A 24,005-nucleotide genomic window follows, 5' to 3' on the forward strand; every position below is an offset into this window, starting at 1 on the left:
CGGCAGCTCCTACATGACCGTGTACATCCGCAGAATTTGGCTGCAGCTGTTGGGATCACCCGCGATCCTTACCCCGCAGCATGCTGTTCAGCACATTATCCCGACGCACCCAGCCATGAAACAACGCCGCCGCCAAATGCAGCAGCACGGTCAGGAACAGCAGATACGCCAGATACCCATGCGCCTTGCGCAGGAACGCAAACACCTGGGCATTCGCCGGCAAGATCGACGGCAACTGCAACGAACTACTGAGCATCACCGGGTCGCCAGCCGCGGAAATCATCGCCCAGCCCAGCAGCGGCAAAATCAGCATCAAGGCGTACAGCAAAAAATGCGAAGCCTTGGCCGCGACCACTTGCCAACCCGGCAGGTCCGCCGGCAGCGGTGGTTGGCGAGTCGAAAACCGCACGGCCAGACGCACGATCACCAGCAACAGAATCGCAACGCCCAAAGGTTTGTGCAGATGGATCAGCCACTGATGGCGCTCGGACACCGAGGCTGCCATACCCGCGCCGATAAACAGCATCGAGATGATCATCAGCGCCATCAGCCAGTGCAGCAGCCGCGCCAAAGGTGCGAAATGGTTCGGTTGAGCACTCATTGTTGAGACTCCTGTTTGGCGTTGGGCAACTGCTTCACTTCGCTGGTGCGGCGCAGGTAAGAACGGGCGTAACCCGCTGAGCGAGCGGCAAGCAGCGGGTCGTCGGAGCCTTCGATACCGCTGGGCAACACCAGCGGGTCGTAGTTGATGTCACGGCACTCGCCATTGAGTTGCGGCTGAGTACTTTCGAGCACCAGCGTGCCGGCGTTCAGCACTTTTCTACCCTCGGGCCAGGCCTTGCTCGCGTCGTTGACCGAGTCCCCGGGGTTCGCCAGGGTGATGTTCAACTGCCAACGCAACGGTCCGGCGGACAAGCGCTGTACCAGATCTTTCTCAAGGAAATCACCACCTTCGGGGGCCGTTGCACCTGCCGCGTCCTGAGCCACTGGCGTCATGCTCCAACGCACCGCTTGCCGCTGACCGACCGCGTTCACCAGGTAAAACGCGTTGACGCTGTTATAGGTTTCCGTCGCGTAACTGGCCGACGGTTTGGCGGTCTTGACCCAAGTCAGAAACGGCACGGCTTCGGGGTGCGCCGCAAAGAACGCTGGCACAGCCGCCGGGTTCGGTTTTCCGGTAGCCGGATCCGGTGACTGCGCTTGTTGCAACTGATAGAACGCCTCGGGCGTGCCCACCGGGAACACCGGCATGCTGTTCATTCCGGTGCGCCACTGCTGACCGTTGGCCTGGGTGAAACGCAACGCCAGGCTGCGGATCGGCACGCTGTTGTCCGGCGCGTAAGGATTGCCCGCAGGCAGCGCGAAACGCCCGACCACCGGGGTCCGCGCGTCACTGAACACTTGGGCGCTGGAGTACTCGCGCGCCTGGCTACTGCTCTCGAAATGCCCGATCACGCAAACGCCTTTGGCGTGATTACGACGGAATCCCGGGTGCACGCCGTTGTTTTTCTCCAGCACATTGACCAAGTCTTTCGGCGTCAGGCGCTGTGGGTCGAGTGTGCCGTTGACGTAGGCAAAAGCCCCGGCCAGCGCGGCGACCACCACGGCAATGCCGGTCAGGCGCAACGTCAGGCTCGCGGCACTCAGCGGTGGCCGGCCAGGCCCCGTTGGCGGTGATGAGCGATCTACCATGAATGACTCCAGGGCCATCGGCCACAAGTGAGAAGAATCAGGCAGACGAACCGCGCCAGGGTTTATTCCATCGCCCGGTGTTTATTTTTCCAGGCGTGGAATAACCTCGAATGCCGGGCGTCTTCCTGAACACTCACCACAGCGTAGTGACTGGTCAGAACTTCATGAACGATATCGACGAACAACTCAGGGAAGTCATTCCCAGGCTGCGGCGTTTCGCCGTATCGCTGACGCGCAACCCCAGCAGCGCCGATGATCTGGTGCAGGCCTGCCTTGAGCGCGCGCTGTCGAGTTGGGGCGACAAACGTCCCGAGGGCGACTTGCGTGCCTGGCTGTTTTCGATCCTTTATCGGCAGTTTCTCGACGCTCATCGCCGCTCCCGGCGTTATGCGCGGATGCTCGAATTCTTTACCGGCCGTGATGATGCGCAGCCTTCGGCAGAACGCACGGTGATCGCCCAATCGACCCTGCAAGCCTTCGATCAGCTCAGCACCGAACAGCGCGCGCTGCTGCTCTGGGTGTCGGTGGAAGGCTTGAGTTATAAGGAGGTCGCCGAGATTCTCGACGTCCCCATCGGCACAGTGATGTCGCGCCTGTCCCGTGCACGCCAGGCCTTGCGCCAGCTCAGCGACGGCGAAATCACCCACCCCTCTCTGCGGAGACTCAAATGATCAGCATGCCTCCCAGCGAACGTGACCTGCACGCCTACGTCGATCACCAACTCAACGATGCCGATCGACATTTGGTGGAAACTTATCTGGCCAACAACACCGAAGTGGCCGCGCAAGTACGCGCCTGGCAACACGATGCCCAACAATTGCGCGCGGCCCTGAGCGGCGCCTTGCAGCAACCGGCCAACCCGCAACTTGACCCGGCAATGATTCGCCAGCGAGTCAAACGCCAGTCGCGCCGCCATCTGGCCAGCGCCGCGGTATTGCTGATCGCGGTCAGCGTCGGCGGTTTGAGCGGTTGGCAGGCGCGGGAAATGACCCTGGTCCGCGCCCCGTTGCCGATGACCGACGCGATGCAGGCCTACCGGCTGATTGCCCAGCAAGGCATCCTGCCGGCGGATTACAAAGTCAGCGATGACGGCGATATGCAGGGCTGGCTCGATCGGTATTTCAGCCAGGCCCATCGTCTGCCGAACCTGACCGCTGCCGGATACAAACCCATCAGCGGGCGGCTGCTCAGCACCGAACAAGGGCCGGCGGCAATGGTGGTATACGAGGATCAGAGCGGCCATAAAGTCAGCTTCTACGTCCGTCCACCCGGGCCGAAAAACACCCTGCTGCCTCGCGGTAGTCGCAGCGACGGTGAGTTGCAGGCCGAGTACTGGTCGGGGGCCGGCTACAACTACGCGATGGTCAGCCCGAGTGATACGCCGGCGGCGCAGATGCTCAAACAAACTGCGCAGTTCTGATCATCACCACCAATCTCTGTGGGAGCGATTATTTGGAGATTGCAGTCACCCCTGCCCGAAGACTTGCGAAGGCCTTCGCAACAGCGGATCGAACGGATTGATCCGCGGCCCGATCAGCGCGGCTTCACGCTTGAGCATTTCCACCACCGTCGGCAAGCGATCCGGCCCCAGGCGATCGCTGACCGTGGCCACACTCAGCGCCGCCACCGCCCGACCTTCGCGGTCGAGGATCGGCACGGCCACCCCGGCCATGCCTTGCAATACGCCGGTATTGCGCCCGGCGTAACCGAGGGTGCGCACACTCTCGACTTCCGAGCGCAGGAACACTTCATCGTACAGATGAAAATCCTTGAGCCGCGGCAAGTTGTAATGAATCACCGTGTCGCGCTCCTCTTCCGGCAGAAACGCCAGAATCGCCAGGCTGCCCTGCCCCACACCCAGCGCCACCCGCCCGCCGATGTCACCGGTAAACGTGCGGATCGGAAAAGGCCCTTCACTGCGGTCCAGACAGATCGCATCGAAGCCACTACGCGCCAGTAAAAACAACGAATCCCCCAACGATGCCGACAGCCGCAGCAACGCCGGCCGCGCCAGTTCGCGCAAGTTGCCGGTGTTGCCGGCACGGGCCGCCAAGGCAAAAAACTCCAGGCTCAGGCGATAGCGTTTGCTGCGCGCGTCCTGCTCGACCATGCCCTCGTCCATCAGGCTGCGCAGCAAGCGGTGGGTGGTTGGTTGCGACAAACCAATGCGCTGCGCCAGTTGCGTCACGCGTTCTCCGCCTTCGACGGTGTCACCCAGACTGCGCAGCACCGCAAATAGTCTTGAGACGGCACCGACGCCGACTTCATTTTTGTTTTCATTCCGTTCAATGGAATCAGGCATGTGATTTCTCGACAATAAATTTACTCACTGAATGAAACTGAAAATAGTCATCGCTTCAGTGAAATAGGCCATTGAGCCCATCCTATTCTTCGTCCTACTCTGCGTCCATCAGGGGCGATTCGAACAACAGCGGCAGCCGACAGAAGTCGAGCGCCAACGCACCCCGGCAACATCCTTTTCGTATCTGCCCATACAAAAAAGCGCGCCTTTGGCGACGCATAACAATCTCAGGTGGAGCGCAGTCATGGCCTTCGTGCAACTTGAAAACCTCGGCAAACGTTATGGTGAGATCGACGCGGTCGTCGCCACCAATCTGTCGGTGGAAAAAGGCGAGTTCGTTTCCTTGCTCGGCCCCTCCGGCTGCGGCAAAACCACCACCCTGCAAATGATCGCCGGCTTCGTCGAAGTCAGCAGCGGGCGCATTGTCCTGGACGGTCGCGACATCACCCACGCCAAACCCGCCAGTCGCGGTCTGGGCGTGGTGTTCCAGAGTTACGCGCTGTTCCCGCACATGACCGTGCAAGACAACGTCGCCTTCGGTCTGCGCATGCGCAAAGTGCCCAACGGCGAGTTGCAGCAACGGGTGGATCGGGTGCTGAAACTGGTACGTCTGAACCAACACGCCGAGCGCTACCCACGGGAGCTTTCCGGCGGCCAGCGCCAACGTGTCGCGCTGGCCCGGGCGTTGGTGATCGAACCGCCGGTGCTGCTGCTCGACGAACCGCTGTCCAACCTCGACGCCAATTTGCGCGAAGAGATGCAGTTCGAAATCCGTCGTATCCAGCGCGAAGTCGGCATCACCACGCTGATGGTCACCCATGACCAATCCGAAGCGCTGTCGATCAGCGACCGGGTGGTGGTGATGCAGGCCGGGCGCATCACTCAGATCGACGCGCCCTACACCCTCTACGAACACCCGCGCACCGAGTTCATTTCCGGCTTCGTCGGCAAGGCCAATCTGCTGCCCGGCGAACGGAACAGCGCTGGCGTTGTGCAGGTCTGCAATCGTGGCGACGGCGAACTGACCCTGAGCCTGCGCCCGGAAAAAATCGACTTGCTGGATAAAGGTCAGGGCCGTCTGCCAGGCAAGATCGTCAGCCGCTTTTTCCTGGGCAGCCAATGGCTGTACGGCGTATCGACATCGTTGGGCGAACTCAGCGTGGTGCGCCGCAACGACGGTTCCGCCCCCTTGATCGAAGGCACGGCGGTCGGCCTCGATTGGGATGCAACATTGCTGCGGGTGCTGAGTGTCGACGAGGTGTCGGCATGAGTACGCTTACCGTCATCCGCCAGAGACGTCAGGGACATCAGGGCTATTGGTTATCCGCACCGGCCCTGGCGTTGTACTTCGGTCTGCTGGTGATCCCGTTGCTGCTGACGCTGGTGCTGTCGTTCAACGTCTTCGACTACAGCTCGGGGATCAACAGCGACGCCTACACCCTCGATCACTACAGCAGCTTGCTGGGCGATCCGTACTTCTACGAGATCTTTCTGAGGACGTTCTGGATCAGCGCCCTGACCACCCTGCTCTGCGTGGTGATCGGCGTGCCCGAAGCCTACATCCTCAGCCGCATGGGCGCGCCGTGGCGCTCGATTTTCCTGATTCTGATCCTCACGCCGTTGCTGATTTCGGTGGTGGTGCGTGCCTTCGGCTGGAGCCTGTTGCTCGGCGCCGACGGTCTGGTCAACCAGACGCTGCAAGCCTTCGGTGGTTCGCCAATGAAGCTGCTCTACACGCCGTTCGCGGTGGTGATCGCACTAGTCCACGTGATGCTGCCGTTCATGATCATTCCGGTCTGGACCTCGCTGCAAAAACTCGACCCGGCCGCCGAACAAGCCGCGTTGTCGCTGGGCGCCAGCCACCTCACGGTGATGCGCAAAGTGGTGCTGCCGCAAATCATGCCCGGCGTGCTCTCCGGCACCTTGATCGTGTTCGGCCTCGCGGCCAGTTCATTTGCCATCCCCGGACTGCTCGGCGGACGCCGGATAAAGATGGTCGCCACGCTGATCTACGACCAGTACCTGTCGGAGCTCAACTGGCCGATGGGCGCTGCGATTGCCGTCGCGCTGCTGTTGCTCAACCTGCTGATCATGCTGTCGTGGAACCGGATGATCGAAGGCCGCTACAAGAAGTCATTGGGATAATTCGTCATGTCCAGAAACGGTCCTTTCGCCCTGCTGTTTCATACCCTGGTGGTGCTGTTCATGCTCGCGCCGCTGGTGGTGGTGTGCCTCGTCGCCTTCACCCCGGAAAACACCCTGAGCCTGCCGACCACGGATTTTTCCCTGCGCTGGTTTCGCGCAGTGTTCGAGCGCGCGGACTTTGTCGATGCCTTCTACAACAGCCTGATCCTGGCGTTCTGCGCCGCCACGCTGGCGACGCTGATCGCGGTGCCGGCAGCCCTGGCAATCACTCGATTCGAGTTCCCCGGACGAGACTTTTTCAACGGTCTGTTCCTGTCACCGATCATCATTCCGCACCTGGTGCTGGGGGTGGCGTTGCTGCGGCTGTTTGCGCTGATGGGCGTAAACGGCAGCTTCGCCTGGCTGATCTTCGCCCATGTGCTGGTAATCACGCCGTATGTGTTGCGCCTGGTGTTGGCCTCGGCCATCGGTCTGGACCGCAGCGCCGAACACGCCGCGCAATCCCTGGGCGCCGGACGTTTCACGCTGTTCCGGCAAATCACCTTGCCGATGATTTTGCCGGGGGTCGCCGGTGGCTGGCTGTTGGCGTTCATCAACAGTTTCGATGAGGTCACGTTGTCGATCTTCGTCACCTCGCCGGCCACGCAAACGCTGCCGGTGCGCATGTACGTGTACGCCACCGAATCCATCGATCCAATGATGGCGGCGGTGTCGGCCCTGGTGATTGCGCTGACCGCGCTGACGATGATTCTGCTCGATCGGGTCTACGGCCTGGATCGGGTTCTGGTGGGTAAACAATGAGGGCGCCATGGCTCTGCTGAAACGACTGGCCGAAGGCGACCGCCCGGCCCTGGACTTTACCCTCGACGGCAAGCCTGCCAGTGGCTTGCTCGGCGACACCTTGCTGACCGCCGTACTGACCTGCAGCGAGCACCTGCGCGGCAGCGATTTCAGCGCCGAACCCCGCGCCGGTTTCTGCCTGATGGGCGCCTGCCAGGACTGCTGGGTACGCCTGGGCGACGGCCGCCGGGTGCGCGCCTGCTCAACGCTGCTTGAAGCCGGACAGCACATCAGCCGCGAACCGGGGCGATCGGTATGAACACGAATTCTCCCTGCAGAAACCCAATCCCCTGTGGGAGCCAGCCAAAAATAATGCGGCATACCTCAACCAACTGTGGGAGCGGGCTTGCCCGCGATAGCGGACTGTCAGCCACCACCGATGTTGAATGTGCCGCCGTCATCGCGGGCAAGCCCGCTCCCACAGGATTGGGGCGTCGATCACATATGGGGTGGGTATGAAGTCTGTAGTCATCATCGGCGCAGGCCCCGCCGGAATCCGGGCGGCGCAAACCCTCGTTGCCCATGGCGTGCACCCTGTTCTGCTAGATGAAGCCGCGCGCGGTGGCGGGCAGATTTATCGACGTCCACCGGCGAATTTCAAGCGTTCGGCGGTCAAGCTGTATGGCTTCGAAGCACGCAAGGCCAAGGCACTGCATCAGACAATCGACGCACTGCGCGAGCAACTCGATTACCGTCCCGACACGCTGGTGTGGAACGCCGAATCTGGGGCGCTCGACACCTTGCATGAGGGCCGCGCCGCACGGCTGGAGTTCTCCCGGGTGATCGTCGCCACGGGCGCCACCGACCGGATTCTGCCCGTACCAGGCTGGACGCTGCCGGGGGCATACAGCCTCGGCGCGGCGCAGATTGCCTTGAAGTTTCAAGGCTGTGCCATTGGTGAACGCGTGGTGTTCGCCGGCAGCGGACCGTTGCTGTATCTGGTGGCGTACCAATACGCCAAAGCCGGCGCCAACGTGATCGCCGTGCTCGACAGCTCGCCCTTCAGCGCTCAGGCCCGTGCCCTGCCCGGCCTGCTGTCACAACCGGCCACTCTCGCCAAAGGCGTCTATTACCGCACCTGGCTAACCGCCCACGGAATCCCGGTGCACCAGGGCGCCACCTTGAAACGCATCGATGGCGAACAGCGCGTGCAATCGCTGAACTGGCATAACGCAGCAAGCGAACATCGAATCGACTGCGACGCCATAGCCTTCGCCCATGGCCTGCGCAGCGAAACCCAACTCGCCGACCTGCTGGGCTGCGAATTCACCTGGAATCCGCTCAACCGCGCCTGGCTGCCGCAGCGCGACAGCGCCGGTCGCAGTAGTGTCGCCGAGGTGTACCTGGCCGGTGACGGCGCCGGCATCATGGGCGCCGATGCGGCGGAAATGGCCGGCGAACGGGCAGCCCTGGCGCTGCTCGAAGACATCGGTTACCTGATCCCGCCACAGCGAGCCATTCAGCTGGAACAGTCGCTGAACACTATCGGCAGATTCCGCCAAGGCTTGGAGCGCGCCTTTATCTTTCCCGAAGGCTGGGCCACCAACGCTGTGGATGACCTGATGATCTGCCGCTGCGAAGAAGTGCGCGCCGGCGACATCCGCCAAGTGGTGCGCGAAGGCCATTGGGAGATCAACCGGGTCAAGGCCCATTGCCGGGTCGGCATGGGTCGCTGCCAGGGACGGATGTGCGGCGCCGCCGCAGCGGAAATCATTGCCTGCGAAAGCCAGCTCAACCTGTCCGACATCGGCCGGTTACGGGCTCAGGCGCCGATCAAACCCTTGCCGTTCGGTCTGGAGGTCGAGCCATGATCGAGGTCGATGCAATCATCATTGGCGGTGGCATTGTCGGGGCTTCCGCCGCTCTGTTTCTGAGCAAGGCCGGCCGGCGCGTTGCATTACTGGAGCGGGACTTTTGCGGTTCGCACTCCAGCGGCGTGAACTACGGCGGCGTGCGGCGTCAGGGCCGGCCTCTGTCGCAATTACCGCTGTCGCAACGGGCTCACGAGATCTGGGGCCAACTGCCGCAGCTCATCGGAATCGACGGCGAGTACCAGCGCAGCGGTCACCTGAAACTCGCCCGCAGCCTCAACGACCTGCACGCCTTGCAGGATTACGCCGCCAGCAGCCAGGGGTTCGGCCTCTATTTGCAGGTACTCGACCGCAATGAGCTGCGCGCACGTTTTCCGTGGGTCGGAGAGGTCGCGGTCGGTGCCTCGTTGTGCCCGGACGATGGCCACGCCAACCCGCGCCTGGTGTCCCCGGCCTTCGCGCAGGCGGCGCGTCGGCACGGTGCGCAGATCCATGAACAATGCGCAGTGACGGCGGTGGTGCATGACGGTCAGCGCTTTCACGTCAGCACTCAATCCGGCCTCGAGCTGCACGCCCCCTGGCTGCTGAATTGCGCTGGCGCCTGGGCCGGAAAGCTCGCCGCGCAATTCGGCGAAGCGGTGCCAATGCACGCCGGTCACCCGGCAATGCTGGTCACCGAACCGTTGCCGCTGGTGATGAACGCCAGCACCGGCGTCGAGGGCGGCGGCATCTATGCCCGTCAGGTTGCTCGCGGCAATTGTGTGTTGGGCGGCGGCCAGGGCTTTGCCCTCGATAACGCCCGCGCCCGGCCTGGTCAGAACGCCGTCATCGAGATCCTGCGCCAGGCCGTCGAACTCTACCCGTTTCTTGAACGTGCCCAGGCGATTCGCACCTGGAGCGGCACCGAAGGTTATCTGCCCGATCGCCAACCGGTGATCGGGCACAGCAGCACTCAACCCGGTCTGTTGCACGCGTTCGGCTTTGCCGGCGCGGGCTTTCAGATCGGGCCTGCGGTGGGCCAGGCGCTCACCGAGATCATCTGTAGCGGCGCGTCAAAGACGTCGCTGCATGCGTTTTCCATCACCCGGTTTCACTCCATCTCCGTTGCTTGATAGAGGAAGGTCGCGCCATGAATAATTTCAAACGCAGTGCACTGCTCGGTTTCTCTAGCTTGGGCGCCATGCTCACGGTCAGCCAGGCCCAGGCCGAACCGACGCTTTACCTGGGCATGAACGGCGGAACCATGGAGCGGCTCTACGCCGACAAGGTGCTGCCGGCTTTCGAAAAAGCCAATAACGTCAAAGTGGTGATCGTGCCGGGAACCTCCGCCGATATTCTGGCCAAGGTCCAGGCCAGCAAAGGCAACCCGCAGATGCACGTGATGTTCCTCGACGACGGCATCATGTACCGCGCCATCGCCATGGGTTTGTGCGAAAAACTCGAAGACAGCCCGCCCCTGGCGCAGATTCCGGCCAAGGGCCGCATCAAGGATCAAGCCGTGGCGGTCAGCCTCGGCGTCACGGGGCTGGCGTACAACACGCGGCTGTTCAAGGAAAAAGGCTGGAACGCGCCGACCTCATGGATGGACATGGCCGACCCGCGCTTCAAGGACAAACTGGTGTTCCAGTCGATGGCCTCGTCGACCTTCGGTCTGCACGGTTTCCTGATGTTCAACCGGATTCAGGGCGGCAGCGAAACCGACGTCGAACCGGGGTTCAAGGCCTGGCCGAACACCGTCGGGCGCAACGTGCTGGAGTACATTCCGAGCTCCGCGAAGATTTCCGAAATGCTCCAGACTGACGAAGCGGCGCTGTTCCCGCTGACGCCGACCCAGGTCACCGCGCTGAAACTCAAGGGCATGCCAGTGGAATATGCGCAGCCGAAGGAAGGCGCCGTGGTGCTCAACGTCGCCGAATGCGCCATCGCCAACAACACCCAACCGGAACTGGCGCAGAAGCTCGCAGCTTTCCTGCTGACGCCCGAAGCGCAAGCCGCTGCGCTTGAAGATGGGGATCAGATTCCATCCAACCCGAATACGCCAACCACCGACAAGACCCGCGGCCAGGTCGAGGCAATGAAGCAGTATCTGACGACCGCGATCGCCATCGACTGGGATCAGGTCAACGAACAGCGCCCGGCGTGGAATGCCCGGTGGAATCGCAGTATCGAGCGCTAACCTCGAAGATCAAAAGATCGCAGCTAGAAATTTGAGCGACGATAATCCTGTGGGAGCGTGGCTTGCCCGCGAAGAACGATGACGCGTAATACCTGAAAAACCGCGGTGCATTCTTCGCGGGCAAGCCACGCTCCCACAGGTTCTGCGTCTTGACTTACAGGCCTTTAGGGCAAGCCCGACTTTCCCGCTATCATGTCGCCCATTTCCAGGCCCCCACGCCCTCCCCCTGATCAATAGCGAACCTGCCCATGGATACCCTCGCCCAACTGCGCGCCGGCCAACTGTCGGGCATCACCCGTCTGGATCTGTCCTGCGGCCTGACCGAGTTCCCCCGGGAAATCTTCGACCTGGCGGACTCGCTCGAAGTGCTCAACCTCAGCGGCAACGCCTTGCGCAGCCTGCCGGACGACCTGCACCGCCTGACCCGTTTGCGCGTGCTGTTCTGCTCGGACAACCAGTTCACCGAACTGCCCGCTTGCCTTGGCCAGTGCACCGCGCTGACGATGATCGGCTTCAAGGCCAACGCCATCGAAAACGTGCCGGGCGCCGCCCTGCCGCCGCTGTTGCGCTGGCTGATCCTGACCGACAACCGCCTCACGGATCTGCCGACCGAACTGGGTGAATGCGCGCAGCTGCAAAAGCTCATGCTCGCCGGCAACCAGTTACAGCGTCTCCCCGAAAGCCTGAGCCGTTGCCATCAACTCGAACTGATCCGCATCGCCGCCAATCAGCTCACCGAGCTTCCCGAATGGCTGCTGACCCTGCCGAGCCTGACCTGGCTGGCGTACGCCGGTAACCCGCTGGAAACCGAAGCCGATGCCGCCGCCCTCGAAGCCACGACGAGCATTCCCTGGTCCCAACTGAACCTGGAGAAAAAACTCGGCGAAGGCGCGTCGGGGGTTATTCATCAGGCGTTGTGGGAGCAGACGAAACAGGTCGCGGTGAAACTCTACAAAGGCGAAATGACCAGCGATGGCTCGCCGTTGCACGAAATGAACGCCTGCATCACCGCCGGCATCCACCCCAACCTGATCCGGGTCGAAGGGCGGATCGTCGACCATCCGCAAGCGCAGGCCGGGTTGGTGATGCAACTGATCGATCCGAGCTACCGCAACCTGGCCGGGCTGCCGAGTCTGGCGTCCTGCACCCGCGACGTCTACGCCGATGACACCCGGTTCAGCGCTAGCGTGGCGCTGCGCATCGCCAGTGGCATTGCTTCAGTGGCTGAACATTTGCACCGCCAAGGCATCACCCACGGCGACCTCTATGGTCACAACATCATGTGGAACGAGCACGGTGATTGTTTGTTGGGGGACTTTGGGGCGGCGTCTTTCCATGCCACTTCGGACAGCCTTGAAAGCCGCGCACTGCAGCGGATCGAGGTGCGGGCGTTCGGGGTGCTGCTGGGGGAATTGCTGGAGCGGATCGACTCGGGGTTGAGCGATGAAGGTCGTGAGTCGTTAGAGGCATTGCAGCAGCGCTGCTGTCAGCCGGATGTGCTGGCGCGGCCGGGGTTCAGCGAGGTTGTGCGGGAGTTGGCTGCGTTCAACTAGCGGCAAATATAAAACCTGTGGCGAGGGAGCTTGCTCCCGTTGGGTTGCGAAGCGACCCCAAAAGCGACGGCTGCTGCGCAACCGAACGGGGGCAAGCCCCCTCGCCACAGGCAAGCTCCCTCGCCACAAATCAGATCACAAACTGTCGGAACCGCTTAACCCGCCAACCCGACAAACATGTCCTGCACGTCATCATGGTTATCGAGGCCTTCGAGGAATGCTTCGACTTCTGCCATCTGCTCATCGCTCAAACCACTGACCGGGTTTTTCGGCTGGTAACCCAACTTGGCCGACAACACGGTGAAACCCTGCTCCGGCAGCGCTTTCTGTACCGCATCCAGGTCCGCAGGTTCGGTCAGGAACAGCGTCGCGCCGTCTTCACCCGGTTCGAAATCCTGGGCACCGGCTTCGATCGCAGCCATTTCCGGATCGGCGTCAGGGCTGTCCGGGGACGCCTCGATCATGCCGACGTGGTTGAAGTCCCAGGCCACCGAACCGGAAGCGCCCAACTGGCCCTTACGGAACGCGACGCGGATTTCAGCGACGGTACGGTTGATGTTGTCAGTCACGCATTCAACGATCAGCGGCACCTGATGCGGTGCGAACCCTTCATACGTCACGCGATGGTATTGCACGGTTTCACCCAACAGGCCCGCGCCTTTCTTGATCGCGCGATCCAGGGTTTCCTTGGGCATCGAGGCTTTCTTGGCCTGCTCGACCACCAGACGCAAGTGTGCGTTGGTGGCAGTATCGGCACCGTTGCGGGCAGCGATGGTGATTTCTTTCACCAGTTTGCCGAAGATCTTGCCCTTGGCGTTGGATGCCGCTTCTTTGTGTTTAACCTTCCACTGTGCGCCCATTACTCACTCTCTTGATCTGTGGCGCCGAGACATCTATTGGCCGACGCATGGCGCAAGTTTATACGGCCTAAAGATGCCAATCGACCAAAAATTCCAAGATCTTCACCCCGTGACGAATCGACATCTTCACCAGTGTTTGTAGGGCGATTCTGAAAAGTCGATTTGCGGTGACGCTTCAGGGCTGTGGTTTCGTACCCTCTGCGCCCATCCTCCCTGGCAGAAGCGCGCTCGATGCACAACGACAAGGAAAGCCCCTTCACCCTGACACTTCTTGACGGCGGTTTGAGTCTGCAGGTGTTGCAGTTCAGTGGCCGTGAAGGTCTCAACCAGCCCTATCGATTCGACATCGATGTGATCAGCCTCGCCCCGGCGCTGCACCTCGACCACTTACTGCAACAACCGGCGTTTTTGCGGCTGGCGGATGACCAAGGCATTCACGGCGTGATCCACAGCGTCAGTCGCGAACATCGCGGACCGCACCGGGTCGGTTACTCCCTGGTGCTGGCACCCTATCTTCAACAACTTCACCTGCACAGCTCGCGTCGGGTGTTTCATCGTCTCAGCGTGCCCGCGATCGTGCGTCAGTTGCTGGAGGAGCATCAATTGCCCGAGCACAGCTACCGCTTCGAACTGGCAAACGGGTGCTACCCGTCCCGACCTTTTTGCATTCAGTACGATGAGAGTGATCTGGCCTTCATGCAGCGGCTGTGTGAGGAAGAAGGTATCCACTATCACTTCGAACATCAGCACGACGGGCATGTGCTGGTGCTGGCCGATGACAGCCTGAGTTTCCCTCAGGAACCGCTGCTGATGCCGTTCCAGGACGACGCATTCAACGATTCCGCCTTGCCGGTGATCAGCGAACTGTTCCAGCGCCATGACCCGGACCTCGCCCCGGCACGGTGGGAGGCCAGAAACCGCGGCGCGCAGGTGATCGGCGATGGAGCGGCGAACCACCCGCTCACCAGAACGGGCCCGATGATGGCACGCCCCGCGCCCGAACAGCTGCATCACGACCAGCTCAGCCGCCGACGGCTGGAACGCCTGCGTTGCCAGCAACGGCAGATCCACGGCCAAAGCAATCAGAGCGAACTGTGCAGCGGACGGATCCTGCAAGTGGCAGAACACCCGCTCTCGAGTTTCAACGATCAATGGCTGCTCACCGATATCCGGCACCAGGGACAGCAGCCGTCGATTCTCGCCGAGGACCAGCCCGGCAGTGCCCGACGCTACAACAATCAGTTCACTGCCATTCCCTGGTCAACGGTGTTCAGGCCGGCGCTCAAACACGCCAGGCCGAGCATCCCGGGCTATCAGACCGCCCGGGTGCTGGGCTCCGTCGGGCAACCGGCGGCGCTCGATGATCAGGACCGGATACAGGTCAGGCTATGGCCGACGCCGGCGTTCGAGGTGGATGAATCCGACGGTCTCTGGCTACCGGTTGCCCTCGCAACACCGGACGGTCGGATCGATCCGTCCAGATTGCCCATGGCCGGCACCGACGTGCTGGTCAGTTTCCTCGACAGCGACCCGGACCGGCCGGTTTTGTGTGCCGGCATGGGCCATCCCCAGCCTTCCCGCCCCGCTCCCGAGCCACGTCGCGATGGTCGTCTGCTACTCGACTGGCTGATCAACCGCTCGGATCTCGCCCCCTGAGCCTCATCATCCCTTGTCGGTCTTGCCCGCCGCAGCGGCAAACTTCGCTAGCCGCACGTCGAGGTGCCGTGGCCGATGCCCGTGATCCTCGGCGCGCTCTTTGCGGCGGATGGCGTTGCGCACCATCAATGAGCCGAGATAACGGATCGGCTCGGGCGGAAAAAACCCCAACGGGCCATTCACCAACGGCGAGCGGGTCCAGGCATTGTCCAGCCCCAGCACCATCGAGGCGAGAATCTGCCCGCCCATATGGCAAGGCCCGACACCGCTGCCGGAGTAACCGAAACCGTAGAACACATTGCCGCTGGCGCTCATCTGGCCGAAGAACGGTAAACCGGTGACGGAGCGATCCGACGGCCCGTTCCAGGTGGCCTCGACCTTGACCTTGGCGAACGCCGGGAAGAACTCACTCAGGCTGTGCTGCAACAAGCCGGCATAGGGCGATGGCTGATCGAACACCGGCAGCATTCGACCACCGTAGGCGAAGGTATTGCCGCCCTTGCCGAGCATGATTCGACCGTCCGGGGTGTTGTGGTAGTAATGCACGAAAATCCGCGAATCAAGCACCGTCACGCCGCTGGTCAACCCAATCTCGTTGAGCAAATCCGGCCGCGGTTCGGTGATCAGCATGTCGCTGGAAACAATCGCCACACTGCGTTCGAACTGTGGAAACGCCCGGGCCATCCAGGCATTCATCGCCAGCACCACCCGGTCGGCGCGGACCGTGCCATTGGGGGTTTTAATCCCCGCTGGCTTGCCCTCCACCAGACCGGTCATCGCAGTGTTTTCATGAATTTTCACCCCCAGCTGCAAGGCCACCCGACGCAAGCCGCGCACCAGTTTGCCCGGCTGAACACTCGCAGCAGCCGGGGAAAACCAGCCCTCCAGGTGTTTGCTGGAACCGGCCATGCGCTGTACATCCGCCAATGGCCGCTGGGTGAAAGAGTTGATGCCGTTGCGCTCCAGCGCCGCAATCACCGCGTCAGTCGAGCCACATTGGGCGCGATTGGTGGCGGTGTAGAGCGTGCCGTCGAGGCGGTAATCGGCGTCCACCGCGTACTGTTCGCAAAAGGCACCGATGGCGTGGATGCTGCGCTCGGACTCCTTGACCAAGCGCACGGCTTCTTCGACGCCGAACAACCGTTCCAGGGTGAAATACTTGGCCGACCACGACAGCGCACAACCACCGTTGCGCCCACTGGCACCGGCACCGCAGATGTCCGCTTCGATCAGCAGCACGTCCAGTTCGGGGTTCTGCTGCTTGAGCATGATTGCGGTCCACAACCCGGTGTAGCCGCCACCGACAATGCAGACGTCGGCGCGGGTATCACCGGATAAAGGTTCGCACGGCGCGCAGGACTCGGCCGCCAGTGCCTGTTCCAGCCAGTAAGGTCTCATGGGGGTAATCCTTATGTACGCAGGGGTTTTACGGTCATCGGTTGGTTAGGCACAAATGCTCTTTCGGGACGCAGACCCGCCGGGCGACTGTTCCAGTGGGGAATCAGCACCAGCGACGAGAACAACGCGCAGCCGGCAAAGACGATGAATACCGTGACCGAGTCGAAGTAACCCGGCAGCAGCCCGCCGAGAATCGCCCCGACCGAACCGCAACCGTTGACGAAGCCCGCCGCCGTGGCGCCGGCCTTGGCGGTACCGAAATCGATCGCCGCCGCGCCGCTGATCATCGAGTCTGGTCCATACAGAGTCAGGCCCATGACAAACAGCAGCGCCACCACCAGCAAGACGCTGCCGGTATGCAGGGCGCCCATGAACAGCGCCAGGGAAACCGTGAGCGCCAACAAGCTCAGCACACAGGCCGGCATGCGTCGAGCGCCGAACAGTTTGTCCGAAGCCAGCCCCAGCAGGATCGGCCCGAGCAACCCGGCCAGTTCGAACGCCGTGGGAATGATCGCCGCGCCGACCTTGCCCACCGTGGGCATTTGCTCGAAGACGATCACCGGCCCCCACAGCAGAATCGCGTAGCGCGCCGGTTTCAACAGAAAGTACGCCAGCCCCAGCACCAACACCGTGCGGTTGCGCAGGATTTCCCGCAGCGGCTCCAGAACGCTGATCTTGCTTTGAGCGTGCGCCTCTTCGGCAGTTAACGCAGGTTCCGGCTCCACCGCTGGCAAGCCAACGTCTTCGGGTTTGTTACGTTGAAAAATAAAAAACAGCACGGCGACCAGCCCAACCACCGCCGCACTGGAAATGAACGCCGCATGCCAGGTGCCGATCAGCGTATACGCCCACCAACCCGCAAACGGCGAGGCCACCAGCCCGCCAAAGGCGTAGCAGGAACTCCATAAACCCAACACTCGCCCACGCTGCTCGGCGGGAAAGAAACTGCCAATGTTCTTGCACAGCCCCGACCATCCGGTGGACTGCGCCAGCCCTTGGATCAGCATGCAAGTGGCGAAAATCGGCAACGTGGCAAAGCTGCCCATGACCAACGCGGCCACCGCGGAAATCAGCAATCCGCCGAGCACCACGACCCGTGGCCCGAAGCGGTCGGCCAGGATGCCCCAAGTGAATTGCCCGATGGCGTAAGCCGCCAGGTAGATGGCGTCGAGGTTGGCCATGGCCATTTTGTCGAGGGTGAAGGTGGGGTCTTCGGCGATCCCCAGTTTGGCCACGGAAAAGGCTTTGCGGGTGAAGTAGAACGCGGCATACGCGAGCCAGGTGATGGCGAAAATCTGCACGCGCCAACGCTTGATGGTACCGATGGGACTGTTCATTGTGGTTCTGACCTCAGGGTGTGAGTGTGCCGGCAGAATTGGAAGAAAACGCCTGTGTTTTTATTGTTGAGCACTGCGGTATCGCCTGTTCCCTGAGGCGATACCGGTCAGATGAGTCCTGCTGATTGCATGCATGGGCTCATGACCACCGAGCTGTTCGACTGAACAGTCACCGGGGCTGAAGCGGATAAAAACAATTACTGATTAATAAGTGAAATCGATTTATCGTATTTCAAATATAAGCTCAGCTTGTTACTGGTTACGCTTGTTACTGGTTACGCTCGTTACTGGAGAGTTCGATGTCGGTATCCCACGCCCAGCTCAAAGCCTTCCACGCCGTCGCGGTCCACGGAAGCTTTACCAGGGCCGCCGAGCGGCTGTTTCTGACGCAACCGGCGATTTCCGACCAAGTGCGCAAGCTCGAAGAGCGTTTCGGTGTGTTGCTGTTCCACCGCAACAAGCGCTCAGTGCGCCTGACCGATCTGGGCGAGCGCCTGTTGAGCATCACCCAGCGACTGTTCGTCATCGAAGCCGAGGCGCAGGAGTTGCTTCACGCGTCTCAGGCGTTGCAAACCGGCAGCCTGATTCTGGCGGTGGATGCACCGGTGCATGTGCTGCCGCAGATTGCGCGGTTCTGCGAGCGCTACCCCGGCATCAGCGTGAAGATTGAAACCGGCAACACTGACGAATCGCTGTTTCGGCTATTCAACTATCAGGCCGATCTGGCCCTGTTGGGGCGCGATGTCAGCGACGAACGTTTGCTCTCGTTGCCACTGCGCAATGACCCGATGGTGGCCTTCGTTTCGCGCCATCATCCGTGGGCCGATCGCGAATCCATCTGCCTGGCGGACCTGGACGACACGCCATTGGTGCTGCGGGAAATCGGCTCGGTGACGCGGCAAACCCTGGAAGAGGAAATGACCCGCGCCGGGTTTCGCATCCGCCCGGCGATTGAAGTCGAAGGCCGGGAAGCGGCGCGCGAGGCGGTGGTGGTCGGGATTGGCGTGGGAGTGGTGTCGGCCGCTGAGTTCGGCGCGGATTCGAGGGTGTGTGCGCTGCCGATTACCGATTGCACACGGCGGCTGACGGAGACGCTGGTGTGCTTGCGCGAACAGAGTTCGCGGCGAGTGGTGGCGACGTTTCTGGAGATGGTTCGCGAGAGTCTGGTGTAGGCAGGTCCGGCCTCATCGCGGGCAAGCCACGCTCCCACAGGATTTATGCTGGCTGCAAATCTTGTGTACGACACAAATCCTGTGGGAGCGTGGTTTGCCCGCGAAGGCCGCGCCGCGGTCTATCTGCCAGGCGCCAACTCAAAAAACGCCTGTATCAACCGCAAATCCCGCCGCCGCTCCATGCACCCGATCATGTGCCGATTGACCAACCCCTCGCCAATAATCGGTACCGCCGCCACCCGCGGGTCGTGGCTGACTTCCACCGACGATACGACGCCCACGCCCAATTCTGCGGCCACGGCCTCGGTCACTGCCTCGCGACTGTCCAGTTCCAGCAACACCCGTGGATTGACCCTGGCCTGAACGCACGCCTCATCGAATGTGCGTCGGGTAATCGAACTCGGCTCGCGCAAGACCATGATCACTTGGTCCAGATCCTTGAGCTGCACCCCTTTCGACTTTTGCGCCCACGGATGGCCAGCAGGCACCAACGCGCAAATCCTCGACTCACTCAGCGCTTGCAGGTGCAGCCCCTTGCGCGGCTCGACCTCGGTCAGCACTGCCACGTCGGCATGCTCCGACAATAACGCCGCCAATGTTTCCTGAGCATTGCCCAACCGCAGGTTCACGGTGATCCCCGGATAACGCGCGCGCAAACTGGCGAGCATTGGCATGACCATGTGCGGCCCGTCCGCCGCCACTTCCAGGCGCCCAGTCAGTAACTGCCGGTTGGCCTCCAGCATCACCTGCGCTTCTTCGGCCAGGCCAAACATCGCCCGGGTGATCGCTGCCAGTTTGGTGCCCTCTTCCGTCAGTTCGACGCGCCGCGCGGTGCGTCGCAACAAGGTGATCTGGTAGTGCTCCTCCAACGCCTTGATGTGCCCGGTGACCGCCGGTTGGCTGATAAACAGGCGCTCGGCGGCGCGGGTGAAGCTGCCTTCCCGAGCCACAGCGTCGAAGGCGCGCAGCTGAAACAGATTCATGAATAACCCTCACTGATGGCTGGCATAACAACAAACAATTTGATTGATAGCTCACCGAATTGCAATTTATGTCCCGTAGCTTCATCCCACTGAGCTTTTGCGAGGACACAAGAATGAGTACTGCCGAGCCCATCCTGCTCACCCCCGGCCCATTGACCACATCGAGCCGCACCCGTCAGGCAATGATGGTCGACTGGGGCTCATGGGATGACCGCTTCAACCAACTGACCGCCAGCCTCTGCGAACAACTGCTGACGATCATCAACGGCGGCGACAGCCATCACTGCGTGCCGTTGCAAGGCAGCGGCACTTTTGCGGTCGAAGCGGCCATCGGCACACTGGTGCCTCGCGACGGTAAAGTGCTGGTATTGATCAACGGCGCCTACGGCAAACGCCTGGCGAAAATCTGCGAAGTGCTCGGCCGCTCGTTCAGCACCTTCGAAACCGCCGAAGACGAACCGACCACCGCCGCCGACGTCGACCGCCTGCTGCGGGCCGATGCCAGCATCACCCACGTCGCGCTGATTCACTGCGAAACCAGCACCGGCATCCTCAACCCGCTGGCAGAAATCGCCCACGTTATCGAGCAACACGGCAAACGCCTGATCATCGACGCCATGAGTTCGTTTGGCGCCCTGCCGATCGACGCCCAACACGTGCCATTCGACGCACTGATCGCCGCCTCGGGCAAATGCCTGGAAGGTGTGCCGGGGATGGGCTTCGTCTTTGCGCGCAAAGAAGCGCTGGCCAATGCCGCCGGTAACTCGCACTCACTGGCGATGGACTTGTTTGACCAGCACACCTACATGGCCAAGACCGGCCAATGGCGCTTCACCCCGCCGACCCACGTGGTCGCGGCGCTGCACGAAGCGCTGCTGCAATACAACGAAGAAGGCGGCTTGCCCGCACGGCATCAGCGCTACGCCAATAACTGCCAGGTGCTGCTCGATGACATGGCCAAACTGGGGCTGCGCAGCTTCCTGCCCGCCGCGATCCAGGCGCCAATCATCGTCACCTTCCACGCGCCGAAAGACCCGCGCTATCAGTTCAAGGAATTCTACGAGCGGGTCAAGGCCAAGGGTTTCATCCTCTACCCCGGCAAACTGACCCAAGTCGAAACCTTCCGCGTCGGCTGCATCGGCCACGTCAACCAGGCCGAAATGCACGCGGCGGTGGCGGCGGTCGCCGAGGTGCTGCGCGAGATGGAAGTGTTGGAAATTTAATTCACCCCAGATCCCTGTGGGAGCGGGCTTGCCCGCGATAGCGGTCTGACATTCATCATCGATGTCGACTGACAGGGCCTCATCGCGGCCAAGCCCGCTCCCACAGGTACATCGAATCCCGAATATCTCGTTCTCATAGGATTTATTTGCCATGAACTACACCAACCCAACCAAACTCCAAGCCGCCATCCTCGACTGGGCCGGCACCGTAGTCGACTTCGGCTCCTTCGCCCCGACGCAGATTTTCGTCGAAGCCTTCGCCGAGTTCGACGTCCAGGTTTCCATCGAAGAAGCCCGCGGGCCGATGGGCATGGGCAAGTGGGACCACATTCGTACCCTGTGCGATCAGCCGCAAGTCGCCGAGCGTTACCGCAACGTGTTCGGTCGCACCCCGACCGACGATGACGTCACCGCCATTTACAAACGCTTCATGCCGCTGCAGATCGAAAAAATCGCCGAACACTCGGCACTGATTCCCGGTGCCCTCGACACCATCGCCAACCTGCGCCAGCAAGGGATCAAGATCGGTTCGTGCTCCGGCTACCCGAAGCAGGTCATGGACAAAGTCGTCGAACTGGCCGCCACCAACGGCTACGTCGCCGATCACGTGGTCGCTACCGACGAAGTGCCCAATGGTCGCCCATGGCCGGCTCAGGCACTGGCCAACGTGATTGCCTTGGGCATCGACGACGTCGCGGCCTGCGTGAAGATCGACGACACAGTACCGGGCATTCTCGAAGGTCGCCGCGCCGGCATGTGGACCGTGGCGTTGATCTGCTCCGGCAACGCGCTGGGTCTGGACTACGAAGGCTATCGCGCCCTGAGCAGCGATAAACTGGCCAGCGAACGCAAGCGCATTCACGCCATGTTCGAAGGCTCGCGGCCGCATTACATGATCGACACCATCACCGACCTGCCCGAGGTGATCGCCGACATCAACAAGCGCCTGGCCAAGGGCGAGATGCCGCAAACCGACTGATTACACCTCTCGCTTCATAAAAAAGCGCCAGCTCCTTTAACGGAACTGGCGCTTTTTTGTGGCCGATTACTTGATCCAGAGCATTGAACAGCCCCTTCACCTCAGGCAAACCCACCAAACAGGATTACAGTTAACCCCACGCCGTCGAACAAGAACGGTGACTTCAGACCAGACCTGTGAGGAACGCCGTATGCCCTGGAAGAATTCAGAATCACGCTACAGCACCGTATCGATCGCGCTGCACTGGTTGATGCTGGTTCTGCTAATCGTGGTTTACGCCTGCATCGAATTGCGCGGGATATTCCCCAAAGGCAGTGGCGGCCGGACGCTGATCAAGGAAGCCCACTTCATGCTCGGCTTGACGGTGTTCGTGCTGGTCTGGCTGCGGCTGTTCGCCCGCAGCCAGGGGCCGGCGCCGCAGATCTTTCCCGCCTCGCCTCGCTGGCAAACCCTGATCGCCAAACTGATGCATTGGGCGCTGTATATTTTCATGATCACCATGCCGATTCTGGGCTGGCTGATTACCAGCGCCGAGGGGCATCAGGTGATGTTCTATGGCTTCGATCTGCCAGTGCTGATGGAAGAAAACAAACCGCTGGCCAAGCAGCTTGAGGGCTGGCATGTGCTCGGCGGGACGATCGGCTATTGGCTGATCGGACTGCACGCCGTAGCCGGGCTGTACCACCACTATGTGGTGCGCGATAACACCTTGCTGCGGATGATGCCCAAGCGCGGTTGAGCCCGGCCACTGAAAACACCGATCCCTGTGGCGAGGGGGCTTGCCCCCGTTGGGCTGCGAAGCGGCCCCATAATCTGTGACCGTGTCGAACCTGACACACCGCATTTTCAGGTTTTGGGACTGCTGCGCAGTCCAACGGGGGCAAGCCCCCTCGCCACAAAGGTTTGTGAACTGAAACCCCGACGGCCCTGCAAGCCGCCGGTGTGGATGAAGATCAAGCGCGTGCCCCGGACAAATTTACCCGCCTCGACTCGCTGCTTGAGCGCCAGCAGCGCTTTGCCGGTGTACAGCGGCTCTAGAGGAATGCCGCTGGCCTGTTCGGTCTGCTCGATGAACGCAAGCAACGGCGGATCGACTTTGGCAAAACCGCCACGGCTGGCGTCCAGCAGTTCATAGGCGGGATCGATCAGGCCGGCTTCCTGCACAATCCTCTCGACCTGCTGCGCCACGCCATGATCGTCAGGCACCGCCAACGCGCCATACACCGGATGCTCACCCGCCTCGGCCAGAACCAGCCCGGCCAGGGTCGTGCCCGTTCCGCAGGCCAGCCACCAGCCGTCGTAGTGGCTCCAGCCCAGACCGCTCAATTGCTCGCGGGCCAGAGTCACCAATTGCCCGCAGCCCTTCGCCCCAAGCAAGCCGCCACCACCTTCCGGCACTGGATGCAGCGCAGGGTATTGCTCCCGCCATGGCTGCCAGAAGCCCGGTTCGTGCCTCGCTCGATAACCGCCATAACCCAACCAGTGCAACTGCATGCCGAACGCCTGCAAGTCCTTCACCGTCGGGGTGTCTTGCGGATGCCCGCGCAGCAGGCCGACCGTGGTGAAACCAAAGCGTTTGCCTGCAGCGGCCAATGCGTGGAGATGGTTGGAATGAGCACCGCCCAGGCTGATGATGCCTTGGGCGCCGGTCTGGTCGGCGGCTTTCAGGTGTTCGATGAGCTTGAACCATTTGTTGCCGCTGATCAGCGGGTCGATCTGGTCCAGACGCAGGATTGCGACGTCGATGCCGGCGGTGGTGAGCCAGTCGAGGTGAAGGGGTTCGAGGGGGGCTTGGGGTAGCCAGTCGCTGGGCGGGAGAAGCATCGAGTTGCCGGCTCTGGGAAAGAAGCCGGCATCTTAGCAGCCTTGAGGATGCCA

Annotated in this window: 23 protein-coding genes; 15 read left to right on the plus strand and 8 right to left on the minus strand. The window is 61.7% G+C overall.

Annotation, left to right across the window (positions count from 1 at the left end; all coding sequences use genetic code 11):
• Positions 1–55: 55 nt before the first annotated feature.
• Positions 56–601, minus strand: a complete 546-nt coding sequence (locus tag JFU11_RS14255; protein ID WP_123720335.1) for a cytochrome b — start codon at positions 599–601, stop codon at positions 56–58.
• Positions 598–1,692 (minus strand): catalase family peroxidase, encoded by a 1,095-nt coding sequence (locus JFU11_RS14260; protein ID WP_201060947.1) that lies wholly within the window; start codon positions 1,690–1,692, stop codon positions 598–600. The genes JFU11_RS14255 and JFU11_RS14260 overlap by 4 nt, the downstream gene beginning before the upstream one ends.
• A 164-nt stretch (positions 1,693–1,856) precedes the next feature.
• On the opposite strand from JFU11_RS14260, the gene JFU11_RS14265 reads away from it, so the two are divergent.
• Entirely contained in the window at positions 1,857–2,363 is a 507-nt protein-coding gene (locus JFU11_RS14265; protein ID WP_048396953.1) for a sigma-70 family RNA polymerase sigma factor, read from the plus strand.
• A complete protein-coding gene (locus JFU11_RS14270; protein ID WP_201060949.1) occupies positions 2,360–3,112 on the plus strand; it encodes an anti-sigma factor in 753 nt (250 codons plus the stop codon). The genes JFU11_RS14265 and JFU11_RS14270 overlap by 4 nt, the downstream gene beginning before the upstream one ends.
• Before the next feature lie 45 nt (positions 3,113–3,157).
• On the opposite strand, the gene JFU11_RS14275 is transcribed toward JFU11_RS14270, so the two are convergent.
• Positions 3,158–3,994, minus strand: coding sequence for an IclR family transcriptional regulator (locus JFU11_RS14275; protein WP_052967763.1), 837 nt, complete (start codon positions 3,992–3,994; stop codon positions 3,158–3,160).
• Between the two features lie 244 nt (positions 3,995–4,238).
• Here JFU11_RS14275 and JFU11_RS14280 point away from each other — a divergent pair, with 244 nt between their 5' ends.
• The 8 genes from JFU11_RS14280 (at position 4,239) to JFU11_RS14315 (ending at position 12,519) form a co-directional block, all read left to right on the plus strand.
• Positions 4,239–5,264 (plus strand): ABC transporter ATP-binding protein, encoded by a 1,026-nt coding sequence (locus tag JFU11_RS14280; RefSeq protein ID WP_201060950.1) that lies wholly within the window; start codon positions 4,239–4,241, stop codon positions 5,262–5,264.
• Entirely contained in the window at positions 5,261–6,139 is an 879-nt protein-coding gene (locus tag JFU11_RS14285; RefSeq protein WP_201060951.1) for an ABC transporter permease, read from the plus strand. The genes JFU11_RS14280 and JFU11_RS14285 overlap by 4 nt, the downstream gene beginning before the upstream one ends.
• 6 nt (positions 6,140–6,145) lie before the next feature.
• Complete coding sequence (locus JFU11_RS14290) at positions 6,146–6,940, plus strand: ABC transporter permease (protein ID WP_123720340.1); 795 nt, start codon at positions 6,146–6,148, stop codon at positions 6,938–6,940.
• A gap of 7 nt (positions 6,941–6,947) precedes the next feature.
• Positions 6,948–7,238 (plus strand): (2Fe-2S)-binding protein, encoded by a 291-nt coding sequence (locus JFU11_RS14295; RefSeq protein ID WP_095053128.1) that lies wholly within the window; start codon positions 6,948–6,950, stop codon positions 7,236–7,238.
• A 196-nt stretch (positions 7,239–7,434) separates the two neighbouring features.
• On the plus strand, positions 7,435–8,790 hold the full coding sequence (locus tag JFU11_RS14300; RefSeq protein ID WP_201060952.1) for an FAD-dependent oxidoreductase: 1,356 nt from the start codon (positions 7,435–7,437) through the stop codon (positions 8,788–8,790).
• The gene (locus JFU11_RS14305; protein WP_201060953.1) at positions 8,787–9,902 is read left to right on the plus strand and encodes an FAD-dependent oxidoreductase; all 1,116 of its coding nucleotides are present in this window, start codon (positions 8,787–8,789) and stop codon (positions 9,900–9,902) included. Before JFU11_RS14300 ends, JFU11_RS14305 begins: the two co-directional genes overlap by 4 nt.
• A gap of 17 nt (positions 9,903–9,919) precedes the next feature.
• Entirely contained in the window at positions 9,920–10,966 is a 1,047-nt protein-coding gene (locus JFU11_RS14310) for an ABC transporter substrate-binding protein (protein ID WP_201060954.1), read from the plus strand.
• 248 nt (positions 10,967–11,214) lie between these two features.
• Positions 11,215–12,519, plus strand: a complete 1,305-nt coding sequence (locus JFU11_RS14315) for a leucine-rich repeat-containing protein kinase family protein (RefSeq protein ID WP_201060956.1) — start codon at positions 11,215–11,217, stop codon at positions 12,517–12,519.
• Between the two features lie 155 nt (positions 12,520–12,674).
• Here the strand turns inward: JFU11_RS14315 and JFU11_RS14320 are convergent, their stop codons facing one another.
• Positions 12,675–13,379, minus strand: coding sequence for a YebC/PmpR family DNA-binding transcriptional regulator (locus JFU11_RS14320; protein WP_052967776.1), 705 nt, complete (start codon positions 13,377–13,379; stop codon positions 12,675–12,677).
• A gap of 231 nt (positions 13,380–13,610) precedes the next feature.
• Between JFU11_RS14320 and tssI the strand changes: the two genes are divergently transcribed.
• Positions 13,611–15,035 (plus strand): type VI secretion system tip protein TssI/VgrG, encoded by a 1,425-nt coding sequence (tssI, locus tag JFU11_RS14325; protein WP_201060958.1) that lies wholly within the window; start codon positions 13,611–13,613, stop codon positions 15,033–15,035.
• A 6-nt stretch (positions 15,036–15,041) separates the two neighbouring features.
• Here the strand turns inward: tssI and JFU11_RS14330 are convergent, their stop codons facing one another.
• On the minus strand, positions 15,042–16,433 hold the full coding sequence (locus JFU11_RS14330; protein ID WP_201060960.1) for an FAD-dependent oxidoreductase: 1,392 nt from the start codon (positions 16,431–16,433) through the stop codon (positions 15,042–15,044).
• Positions 16,434–16,444: 11 nt separating this feature from the next.
• Positions 16,445–17,770 carry an MFS transporter gene (locus JFU11_RS14335; protein ID WP_123720349.1) on the minus strand — a complete coding sequence of 442 codons (1,326 nt, stop codon included), beginning with the start codon at positions 17,768–17,770 and terminating at the stop codon, positions 16,445–16,447.
• A gap of 299 nt (positions 17,771–18,069) precedes the next feature.
• Between JFU11_RS14335 and JFU11_RS14340 the strand changes: the two genes are divergently transcribed.
• A complete protein-coding gene (locus tag JFU11_RS14340) occupies positions 18,070–18,942 on the plus strand; it encodes a LysR family transcriptional regulator (RefSeq protein ID WP_201060962.1) in 873 nt (290 codons plus the stop codon).
• Positions 18,943–19,061: 119 nt separating this feature from the next.
• Here JFU11_RS14340 and JFU11_RS14345 read toward each other — a convergent pair whose 3' ends face one another.
• On the minus strand, positions 19,062–19,925 hold the full coding sequence (locus tag JFU11_RS14345; RefSeq protein WP_201060964.1) for a LysR substrate-binding domain-containing protein: 864 nt from the start codon (positions 19,923–19,925) through the stop codon (positions 19,062–19,064).
• 113 nt (positions 19,926–20,038) lie between these two features.
• On the opposite strand from JFU11_RS14345, the gene JFU11_RS14350 reads away from it, so the two are divergent.
• The 3 genes from JFU11_RS14350 (at position 20,039) to JFU11_RS14360 (ending at position 22,866) form a co-directional block, all read left to right on the plus strand.
• On the plus strand, positions 20,039–21,148 hold the full coding sequence (locus JFU11_RS14350) for a 2-aminoethylphosphonate--pyruvate transaminase (RefSeq protein WP_201060966.1): 1,110 nt from the start codon (positions 20,039–20,041) through the stop codon (positions 21,146–21,148).
• A gap of 151 nt (positions 21,149–21,299) precedes the next feature.
• Positions 21,300–22,127, plus strand: a complete 828-nt coding sequence (gene phnX / locus JFU11_RS14355) for a phosphonoacetaldehyde hydrolase (RefSeq protein WP_052967790.1) — start codon at positions 21,300–21,302, stop codon at positions 22,125–22,127.
• 190 nt (positions 22,128–22,317) lie between these two features.
• Positions 22,318–22,866 (plus strand): cytochrome b, encoded by a 549-nt coding sequence (locus JFU11_RS14360; RefSeq protein ID WP_201060968.1) that lies wholly within the window; start codon positions 22,318–22,320, stop codon positions 22,864–22,866.
• 107 nt (positions 22,867–22,973) lie between these two features.
• Here JFU11_RS14360 and JFU11_RS14365 read toward each other — a convergent pair whose 3' ends face one another.
• Complete coding sequence (locus JFU11_RS14365; RefSeq protein ID WP_201060970.1) at positions 22,974–23,951, minus strand: pyridoxal-phosphate dependent enzyme; 978 nt, start codon at positions 23,949–23,951, stop codon at positions 22,974–22,976.
• Between the last annotated feature and the right edge of the window lie 54 nt (positions 23,952–24,005).

The sequence above is a fragment of the Pseudomonas sp. TH37 genome (assembly GCF_016650735.1).
GTDB lineage: Bacteria > Pseudomonadota > Gammaproteobacteria > Pseudomonadales > Pseudomonadaceae > Aquipseudomonas > Aquipseudomonas farris.